This is a genomic window from Pseudonocardia sp. ICBG1293, from assembly GCF_020131355.1.
In the GTDB taxonomy this organism is placed as follows: Bacteria; Actinomycetota; Actinomycetes; order Mycobacteriales; family Pseudonocardiaceae; genus Pseudonocardia.
In genome coordinates, this window is the sequence record NZ_JAHLEL010000010.1 from 1 (window position 1) to 9,149 (window position 9,149).

Genomic DNA, 9,149 nt, shown 5'->3' on the forward strand with positions numbered 1-9,149 from the left:
GATGCTGTGGGTGCCGAACGGCGCGTCGATCTTGCGGCGCAGGTAGCCGACGTAGACCTCGACGACGTTGACCTCGCCGTCGTAGTGCGCGTCCCACACCGAGCGCAGGATGTCGGTCTTGGTCACGACCTGCCCGGTGTTCTGCATCAGGTGTTCGAGCACGCCGAACTCCCGCGGGGTCAGCGGGATCTCGGTCTCGCCGCGGTGCACCCGGTGCGTGCCCGGGTCCAGCGTGAGGTCCCCGACCCGCAACACGGTGGGCGCGGCCTCCCCGGCCCGGCGCAGCAGCGCCCGCAGCCGTGCCTGCAGCACGACGAAGGAGAACGGCTTGGTCAGGTAGTCGTCGGCGCCGAGGTCGAAGGCGTCGGCCTCGTCGTACTCGCCGTCCTTGGCGGTCAGCATGAGCACCGGCGTCCAGACCCCGCGGTCGCGCAGGTGCTGCAGGATCCGGTAGCCGGACAGTCCCGGCAGCATGATGTCGAGGATGACGACGTCGTGCCGCCCGGACAGCGCGAGCTGCAGCCCGGTGGGGCCGTCGTGCGCGACCTCGACCTCGTGCCCCTCCCCGGTCAGGCCCCGGCGGACCAGCTCGGCGAGCGGCTTCTCGTCCTCGACCAGCAGCAGGCGCACGCCTCCCAGGGTAGTGGTCGCCGTCGCCCGCTCTGGACGACGCGTGTTAACAACCGCTAACCTGTTAATGCTCATTAACACCCTGACCCCCCGGAGGTCCCGATGACGGCACCGCAGGCCCCACCCGCGCCGGCCCCGGGGCTCGGCACGGCGGTGGACCCGGCCGACCCGCGCGCCGTGGAGAACGACGCCGCGCACCGCGCACTGGTCGCCGACCTGCACGCGCAGCTCGGCCGCACGCGCCTCGGCGGGCCGGAGAGGTCGCGGGCCCGGCACGTCGAGCGGGGCAAGCTGCTGCCCCGGGACCGGGTGGACGCACTGGTGGACCCGTCGTCGCCGTTCCTGGAGCTGTCCCCGATGGCCGCCCACGGGATGTACGACGACCAGGCCCCCGGCGCCGGGATGATCACCGGTGTCGGCCGGGTCGCCGGGCGCGAGGTCGTCGTCGTCGCGAACGACGCGACGGTCAAGGGCGGCACCTACTACCCGATGACGGTCAAGAAGCACCTGCGCGCGCAGGAGGTGGCGCTGCACAACCGGCTGCCCTGCGTGTACCTGGTCGACTCCGGCGGGGCGTTCCTGCCCGCCCAGGACGACGTGTTCCCCGACCGCGAGCACTTCGGCCGGATCTTCTACAACCAGGCGCAGATGTCCGGCCGGGGCATCCCGCAGATCGCCGCCGTCCTCGGCTCGTGCACCGCGGGCGGGGCGTACGTGCCGGCGATGAGCGACGAGGCCGTGATCGTCCGCAACCAGGGCACGATCTTCCTGGGCGGCCCGCCGCTGGTGAAGGCCGCGACCGGCGAGGTCGTCACCGCCGAGGAGCTGGGCGGCGGGGACCTGCACGCGAAGGTCTCCGGCGTCACCGACCACCTCGCCGCCGACGACGCCGACGCCCTCGCCCGGGTCCGCGCGATCGTCGCGACGCTCGGCCCGCGCGCCCCCCGCCCGTGGGACGTGCACCCCACCGAGGAGCCCGCCGTCGACCCCGCCGGGCTCTACGGCGCGGTGCCGACCGACACCCGCACCCCCTACGACGTCCGCGAGGTCGTCGCCCGGGTCGTCGACGGCTCCCGGTTCGCCGAGTTCAAGTCCGAGTACGGCACCACCCTGGTCACCGGGTTCGCCCGGATCCACGGCCACCCGGTCGGGATCGTCGCCAACAACGGGATCCTGTTCTCCGAGTCCGCGACCAAGGGCGCGCACTTCGTCGAGCTCTGCGACCAGCGCGGCATCCCGCTGGTGTTCCTGCAGAACATCTCCGGGTTCATGGTCGGCCGCGAGTACGAGGCCGGTGGCATCGCCCGCAACGGCGCGAAGATGGTCACCGCGGTGGCCTCCACCCGGGTGCCGAAGCTGACCGTCGTCATCGGCGGCTCGTTCGGCGCCGGGAACTACGCCATGTGCGGGCGGGCGTACTCGCCCCGGTTCCTGTTCATGTGGCCGAACGCCCGCATCTCGGTGATGGGCGGCGAGCAGGCCGCCACCGTGCTCGGCACGGTCGGCAACGCCGACCCGGACGCGATCCGCGCCCAGTACGAGACCCAGGGCCACCCCTACTACTCCACCGCCCGGCTGTGGGACGACGGCGTCATCGACCCCGCCGACACCCGCACCGTGCTCGGGCTGTCCCTGTCCGTCGCCGCCCACGCGCCCCTGGCCGACCCGGCCTTCGGCGTCTTCCGGATGTGAGGCCCCCCATGGGATCGGCACTGTTCGACACCGTCCTGGTCGCGAACCGCGGCGAGATCGCGGTCCGCGTCATCCGCACCCTGCGCTCGCTGGGCGTCCGGTCGGTCGCCGTGTACTCCGACGCCGACGCCGCGGCCCCGCACGTCCGCGCCGCCGACGAGGCCGTCCGGATCGGCCCGGCCGCCGCGGGCGAGTCCTACCTGTCGGTGGAGAACGTGATCGCCGCCGCCCGGGCGACCGGTGCGCAGGCGATCCACCCCGGCTACGGCTTCCTGTCCGAGAACACCGCGTTCGCCGCCGCCTGCGAACAGGCGGGGATCGCCTTCGTGGGGCCGCCGTCGTCGGCGATCGAGGCGATGGGCGACAAGATCCGCGCCAAGCAGACCGTCGCGAAGGCCGGGGTCCCGGTCGTGCCCGGGTCCGACGGCTCCGGCCTCACCGACGACGACCTGGCCGCCGTCGTCGCCGACATCGGGTACCCGGTGCTGCTCAAGCCGTCGGCCGGCGGCGGCGGCAAGGGCATGCGCGAGGTCCACTCCCCGGAGCAGCTGGCCGACGCGATCGCCGGTGCGCGCCGCGAAGCCCGCGGTTCCTTCGGCGACGACACCCTGCTCGCCGAGCGGCTGGTCACCACGCCGCGGCACATCGAGATCCAGGTGATGGCCGACGCGCACGGCACCGTCGTGCACCTCGGCGAGCGCGAGTGCTCGCTGCAGCGCCGCCACCAGAAGATCATCGAGGAGGCACCCTCGGCTCTGCTCACCCCCGCGCAGCGCACCGAGATGGGCCGCGCCGCCTGCGAGGCCGCCCGCAGCGTCGGCTACACCGGCGCCGGCACCGTCGAGTTCATCGTGAGCTCGGACCGTCCCGACGAGTTCTTCTTCCTGGAGATGAACACCCGGCTGCAGGTCGAGCACCCGGTCACCGAGGAGGTCACCGGCCTGGACCTGGTCGAGCTGCAGCTGCGCGTCGCCGCGGGGGAGCCGCTGCCGATCACCCAGGACGACGTGGCGCTCACCGGGCACGCGGTGGAGGCCCGGGTGTACGCCGAGGCCGCCGCCGTCTCCGGTGACGCGCTCACCTTCCTCCCGTCCGGCGGACCGGTGCTGGACTGGACCCCGCCGCCCGGCGTGCGGGTCGACGCCGGGATCGAGACCGGCACCGTGGTCGGGTCGGACTACGACCCGATGCTGGCCAAGGTCATCGCCCACGGCGCCACCCGTGACGAGGCGCTGCGCCGGCTCGACGCCGCGCTGCGCGACACGGTGCTGCTCGGGCTCGACTCCAACATCGGGTTCCTGCGGGCCCTGCTCGCCGACGACGACGTCCGCGCCGGGCGCCTCGACACCGGGCTGATCGCCCGCCGCGGCGCCGCACTGGTCGACGACACGGTGCCCGCCGACGTCCTCGGTGCCGTCGCCGGTCTCGGGCTGCTGCGCCGGGAGCCGGCCGGGCCCGTGGTGGACCCCTTCGACATCCCCGGTGGCTGGCGGGTCGGGGAGCCCGCCTGGACGGTGACCCGCCTGGTCACCGGAGGCGCCGAGGGCGTCGTCGAGGTGCGCGCCCGCGGCCGGGCGGCAGGGTTCGACCTCGCGCTGCCCGCCGCCGCTGGAGCGGCGGACGCGGAGGACACCGCCGTGCCGGCGTCGGCGGCACCCGCAGCGGCCGCCGCCCGGTGCCGCACCGCCGCCGTCGCACCGGGGGTCGTGGAGCACACCCAGGACGGGCGCACCCGCCGGTGCGCCGTCGCCGAGGGCGCCGACGGGGTCGTCTGGATCGGCCGTGACGGGCACGCCTGGGGCGTGCGCGAGCAGGCACCGACGGAGGCCGCCGCGGCCGCCGGCGGTGCGGGCGGACCGGTCGTCTCGCCGATGCCGGGAACGGTGACCGTCGTGGAGGTCGCCGACGGGGACGCCGTCGCCGCGGGTCAGAAGCTGGTCGTCGTCGAGGCCATGAAGATGGAACACGTGCTCACCGCCCCCGTCGACGGGACGGTGCGCGAGCTGAGGGCCCGGGCCGGAGCCACCGTCGCCAAGGACGCGGTGCTGCTCGTGGTCGAGCCCGTATCGGAGGAGCAGCCATGACCGTCGCCCAGGACACCACCACCGCCGAGGAGTACGAGGCGCTGCGTGCCGCGGTCGAGGAGTTCGCGCGCACCGAGGTCGCCCCGGTCATCGGGGACCTGTACATCCGCGAGGAGTTCCCCTACGCGATCACCGCGAAGATGGGCGGGATGGGCCTGTTCGGCCTGCCCGTCCCGGAGGAGTACGGCGGGCAGGGCGGCGACTACCACGCCCTCTGCCTGGCCCTGGAGGAGCTGGCCCGGGTCGACTCCTCGGTCGCGATCACCGTCGAGGCCGGCGTCGGGCTCGGTGCCATGCCGATCCTGCGGTTCGGCACCGACGAGCAGAAGTCGCGCTGGCTGCCCGACCTCGCCGCGGGCCGCGCGCTGGGCGCGTTCGGGCTCACCGAACCCGGTGGCGGCTCCGACGCCGGCGCCACCCGCACCACCGCCCGGCTCGACGGCGGCGACTGGGTGATCAACGGGTCGAAGTGCTTCATCACCAACTCCGGCACCGACATCACCTCGGTGGTCACCGTCACCGCCGTCACCGGTGAGAAGCCGGACGGCCGCAAGGAGATCTCGGCGATCCTCGTCCCGGCGGGCACGCCCGGGTTCACGGTGAGCGAGAAGTACTCCAAGGTCGGCTGGAACTGCTCCGACACCCGCGAGCTGTTCTTCGACGACGTCCGCGTCCCCGAGGCGAACCTGCTCGGCGAGCGCGGTCGCGGCTACGCCCAGTTCCTGTCCATCCTCGACGAGGGCCGGGTCGCGATCGCGGCGCTGGCGACCGGGCTGGCCCAGGGCTGCGTCGACGAGTCCGTGCGCTACGCCGGTGAGCGTGAGGCGTTCGGGAACACCATCGGCTCCTACCAGGCGATCCAGTTCAAGATCGCCGAGATGGAGGCCCGCGCGCACACCGCCCGGCTGGCCTGGCAGCACGCCGCGCGGCTGCTCGTCGCGGGGGAGCCGTTCAAGAAGGAGGCGGCGATCGCCAAGCTCGTCTCGTCGAACGCCGCGATGGACAACGCGCGCGACGCCACCCAGATCTTCGGCGGCTACGGCTTCATGAACGAGTACCCGGTCGGGCGGTTCTACCGCGACGCGAAGATCCTCGAGGTCGGCGAGGGCACCTCCGAGGTGCAGAAGATGCTGATCGCGCGGCACCTGGGCCTGTGAGGACGATCGTTCGGTCACCGAACGACATTCCCGTCACGCGCGTGACGACCGTGATGCGGTGCCGCGCGCGTGACCGGGGTAGACCGGTGTCATGAGCAACGAGGTCAACCACCAGGTACGGCTCGCCGCGCGCCCGCAGGGCACCCCCGGCCCGGAGGTGTGGGAGCACACTACCGAGCCGGTGCCCGAGCCCGGCGAGGGCCGCATCGTCGTCCGGGTCAGCCACGTCTCGCTGGACCCGGCGATGCGCGGCTGGATGAACGAGGGCCGTTCGTACGCGCCCCCGGTCGGGATCGGCGAGGTGATGCGCGCGCTCGGCCTCGGTGAGGTCGTCGCCTCGAAGAACCCGGACTTCGCCGTCGGCGACACCGTCACCGGCGTGCTCGGCGTCCAGGAGTACGTCGAGAGCGACGGCCGCGGCCTCCAGAAGGTCTCCCCGACCGCGGACGTGCCGCCGGAGCGCTACCTCGCGCTGCTCGGCATGACCGGCATGACCGCCTACTTCGGGCTGTTCGACGTCGGTGCCCTCACGGAGGGGGAGACGGTCGTCGTCTCCGGTGCGGCCGGCGCGGTCGGCTCCGTCGTCGGTCAGCTCGCCAAGATCAAGGGTGCCCGGGTCGTCGGCATCGCGGGCGGTCCGGAGAAGTGCGCGTGGATCACCGACGAGCTCGGGTTCGACGCCGCGATCGACTACCGCTCGGAGAACGTGTCGCAGCGGCTGAAGGAACTCGCCCCCGACGGCGTGGACGTCTACTTCGACAACGTCGGCGGGGAGATCCTCGACGCCGTGCTCGGCAGGCTCGCGATGCGCGCCCGCGTCGTCCTCTGCGGCGCGATCAGCCAGTACAACGCCGAGGGCGGCATGACCGGCCCGAAGAACTACATGAACCTGCTGGTCAGCCGGGCCCGGATGGAGGGCTTCCTGGTCGGGGACTACCTCCCCCGCTGGGGCGAGGCCGGCACGGAGCTCGCCGGCTGGCTCGCCGAGGGCCGCCTGCACAGCCGCGAGGACGTCGTCGACGGCACCGTCGACGACTTCCCGGAGGTGTTCGGAAAGCTGTTCCGCGGTGAGAACACGGGCAAGCTCGTGCTCCGGCTGAAGCGGAGCTGACCCCGACCGGCACCATGGCGGGGTGCGCCTCGCCATGGCCCGGACCGCCGTCGTCGTCTCGGGGGCGGCGATCCTCGTCGTCGAGACCCTCGCGACCCGGCTCGTCGCGCCCTACGTCGGACTGACCCTGGAGTCGACCACCGCGGTGATCGGGGTGGCCCTCGCCGGGATCGCGGCGGGGGCCTCGCTCGGTGGGCGGTGGGCCGACGAGCGCGACCCGGTCGCCGTCGCCGCGCTGATGATGGTCGTCGGCGGCCTGGGCACCCTGGCCGTGCGGCCGGTGGTCCGGCTGCTGGGTCCGCTGCTCGGCGCCGGGCCGTACGCCGCCGTGGTGCTCGTCGCCGCGTCCACCCTGGTCTCGGTGACGGCGCTGGCCGCGGTCACCCCGGCCGTGACCAAGGCCCGGCTGACCGGGCTGGACCGCTCCGGCGAGGTCGTCGGCGGGCTGTCCGCCGCGGGCACCCTCGGGTCGCTCGCCGGGACCTTCCTCACCGGGTTCGTGCTGGTCGCGCTGCTGCCGGTGAGTGCGATCCTGCTGGTCACCGCCGCCGCCTGCCTCGTGCTCGGGCTGGTCCTCGCACCCCGCCGGCGGCGCTCGGACATCGCGAAGGGCGGCGCCGCGGCGCTCCTGCTGGCCGTCGCGCTCGTCGCGCTGCCGGGGCGCTGCGACGCCGACACCACCTACTACTGCGCCGCCGTCCGGACCGACCCCGCGGACCCGGCCGGTCGCTACCTGGTGCTCGACGACCTGCGCCACTCCTACGTCCGCCTCGGCGCCCCCGCACACCTGGAGTTCGCCTACACCAAGCGGTTCGCCGCCGCGATCGACACCGCGTTCCCGCAGCGGCGGCCACTCGACGCGGTGCACGTCGGCGGCGGCGCGCTGACCATGCCGCGCTGGCTCGCCGCGACCCGCCCCGGTAGCACCTCGACCGTGCTGGAGCTGGACCCCGGCGTGATCGACCTCGGGGTGCGGTCGCTCGACGCGGGTGCGATCCCCGGCACCACCGTCCGGACCGGCGACGCCCGGGTGAACCTGGCCGCGCTGCCCGACGACTCCGCCGACCTCGTCGTCGGCGACGCCTTCGGGGCCCGCTCGGTGCCCTGGCACCTGTCCACCACCGAGTTCCTCGACCAGGTGGCGCGGGTGCTGCGCCCGGGCGGGGTCTACGTGCTCAACGTGATCGACCGGTACCCGCTCGACCTGGTGAAGGCCGCCACCGCGACCGTCGGGTCCCGGTTCCCGACGACGATGCTGCTCGCCCTCCCCGACGAGTTCGCCCCCGGCGGCGGCGGGAACGTGGTGGTCGTCGCCTCGGACCGGCCGCTCGACCCGGCCGCCCTCGGCGCCGCCGTCGCCCGCTCCGAACCGGCCGGCACGGTCCTCGACCCGGCCCGCACCGCCGCGTTCACCGCGGGGGCGCCGGTCCTGACCGACGACCGCGCCCCGGTGGACCAGCTGATCACCACCGGCCTGGCGGGGTAGGGCGCCGCCCCGCCCCGCCCGGCGTCCCGCTGTGCCGAGATGCAGCTCAGCGGGAATTGTGGATCTCCGGCGCCCGCTCAGCTGCATCTCGGCGCAGGTGATCCGAGCACGGACGATCCGGCGGCGTGGCGGCTCCGCTCATCGAGATATAGCTCGGGGGGCCTACCGGGAGGTGGGGGCCATCGGAGACGCGCTCCTCCGGGAGGCGAGGCCCGGCCGCGCGGGGTCCGGATCACGCTAGGGTCGCGACGGGGGTCCGGTGGGCTCCGTCGGACGATCGAGGGGGAGACGGGCGTGGCGACCTGGGAGGACCTGAAGGCCTACGTCGTGGTCCGGTACGAGATCGTCCGGCAGGGCGCGGACGAACTGCGGTTCCGGCTGCCGACGACCGAGGACCGGGACCAGCTCGTCGTCGTGAAGCGGGTGCGGGAGGGCGCGGGCCAGCCCGGCGTCGAGGTCACCGACGCGGCGGCCGCCGTCGCGGACCCGGACCAGGAGTGGGTGCAGATCGAGTCCCCGGTCGCCCGGCTCGGCGAGGTCGACCTCGGCCGTGCCCTGGAGCTGGCCGGGCCGTCGGTGGTCGGCGGGCTGGCCGCGGAGGAGGGCGTCGTGGTGTTCCGGCACTCGATCCCGCTCGGCCCGGCCGCCCTGGACGGCTTCGAGTTCCCGTTCCGCCAGGTCGTCCACCTCGCCGACGAGCTGGAGCACGCGCTCACCGGGCGCGACGACCACTGAGGTCGGCCGTGCGGCCGCCGTCACACTTGACCTGAAGTCCGGTTCAGCTCCCAGGCTGCGTGCATGGCCGACTACACGCTCCCGGACCTGCCCTACGACTACTCCGCGCTCGCGCCGCACATCGCGCCCGAATCATGGAGCTGCACCACAGCAAGCACCACAACACCTACGTCCAGGGCCTCAACACCACCCTGGACAAGCTCGCCGAGGCCCGGGACAAGAAACGACTTCGGCGCCATCGTCGGACTCGAGAA

7 protein-coding genes and 1 pseudogene are annotated in these 9,149 nt (G+C 73.7%); 7 read left to right on the top strand and 1 reads right to left on the bottom strand.

Annotated elements, in window-relative coordinates; translation table 11 throughout:
- Positions 1–630: response regulator transcription factor (locus KPF47_RS07825; RefSeq protein ID WP_224387860.1), on the bottom strand; the 630-nt coding region annotated here is incomplete at its 3' end.
- 102 nt (positions 631–732) lie between these two features.
- Here KPF47_RS07825 and KPF47_RS07830 point away from each other — a divergent pair.
- From KPF47_RS07830 to KPF47_RS07860, 7 genes and pseudogenes are all read left to right on the top strand, one after another.
- Positions 733–2,322 (top strand): carboxyl transferase domain-containing protein, encoded by a 1,590-nt coding sequence (locus KPF47_RS07830; protein WP_308015351.1) that lies wholly within the window; start codon positions 733–735, stop codon positions 2,320–2,322.
- Positions 2,323–2,330: 8 nt separating this feature from the next.
- Positions 2,331–4,406 (top strand): biotin carboxylase N-terminal domain-containing protein, encoded by a 2,076-nt coding sequence (locus KPF47_RS07835; RefSeq protein ID WP_224387779.1) that lies wholly within the window; start codon positions 2,331–2,333, stop codon positions 4,404–4,406.
- Complete coding sequence (locus tag KPF47_RS07840) at positions 4,403–5,563, top strand: acyl-CoA dehydrogenase family protein (RefSeq protein WP_224387780.1); 1,161 nt, start codon at positions 4,403–4,405, stop codon at positions 5,561–5,563. The genes KPF47_RS07835 and KPF47_RS07840 overlap by 4 nt, the downstream gene beginning before the upstream one ends.
- Positions 5,564–5,654: 91 nt before the next feature.
- Positions 5,655–6,674, top strand: coding sequence for an NADP-dependent oxidoreductase (locus KPF47_RS07845; RefSeq protein WP_224387781.1), 1,020 nt, complete (start codon positions 5,655–5,657; stop codon positions 6,672–6,674).
- 22 nt (positions 6,675–6,696) lie between these two features.
- Positions 6,697–8,160, top strand: coding sequence for a fused MFS/spermidine synthase (locus KPF47_RS07850; RefSeq protein WP_224387782.1), 1,464 nt, complete (start codon positions 6,697–6,699; stop codon positions 8,158–8,160).
- Positions 8,161–8,454: 294 nt separating this feature from the next.
- Positions 8,455–8,895, top strand: a complete 441-nt coding sequence (locus KPF47_RS07855) for a hypothetical protein (RefSeq protein WP_224387783.1) — start codon at positions 8,455–8,457, stop codon at positions 8,893–8,895.
- A gap of 63 nt (positions 8,896–8,958) precedes the next feature.
- Positions 8,959–9,149, top strand: a pseudogene (locus tag KPF47_RS07860) (superoxide dismutase); the annotation flags it as partial.

Excerpts from the sequence above, each read along its gene's own strand:
- KPF47_RS07830 (WP_308015351.1), top strand. The coding sequence starts at position 733 with ATGACGGCACCGCAGGCCCCACCCGCGCCGGCCCCGGGGCTCGGCACG.
- KPF47_RS07835 (WP_224387779.1), top strand. The coding sequence starts at position 2,331 with ATGGGATCGGCACTGTTCGACACCGTCCTGGTCGCGAACCGCGGCGAG.
- KPF47_RS07840 (WP_224387780.1), top strand. The coding sequence starts at position 4,403 with ATGACCGTCGCCCAGGACACCACCACCGCCGAGGAGTACGAGGCGCTG.
- KPF47_RS07845 (WP_224387781.1), top strand. The coding sequence starts at position 5,655 with ATGAGCAACGAGGTCAACCACCAGGTACGGCTCGCCGCGCGCCCGCAG.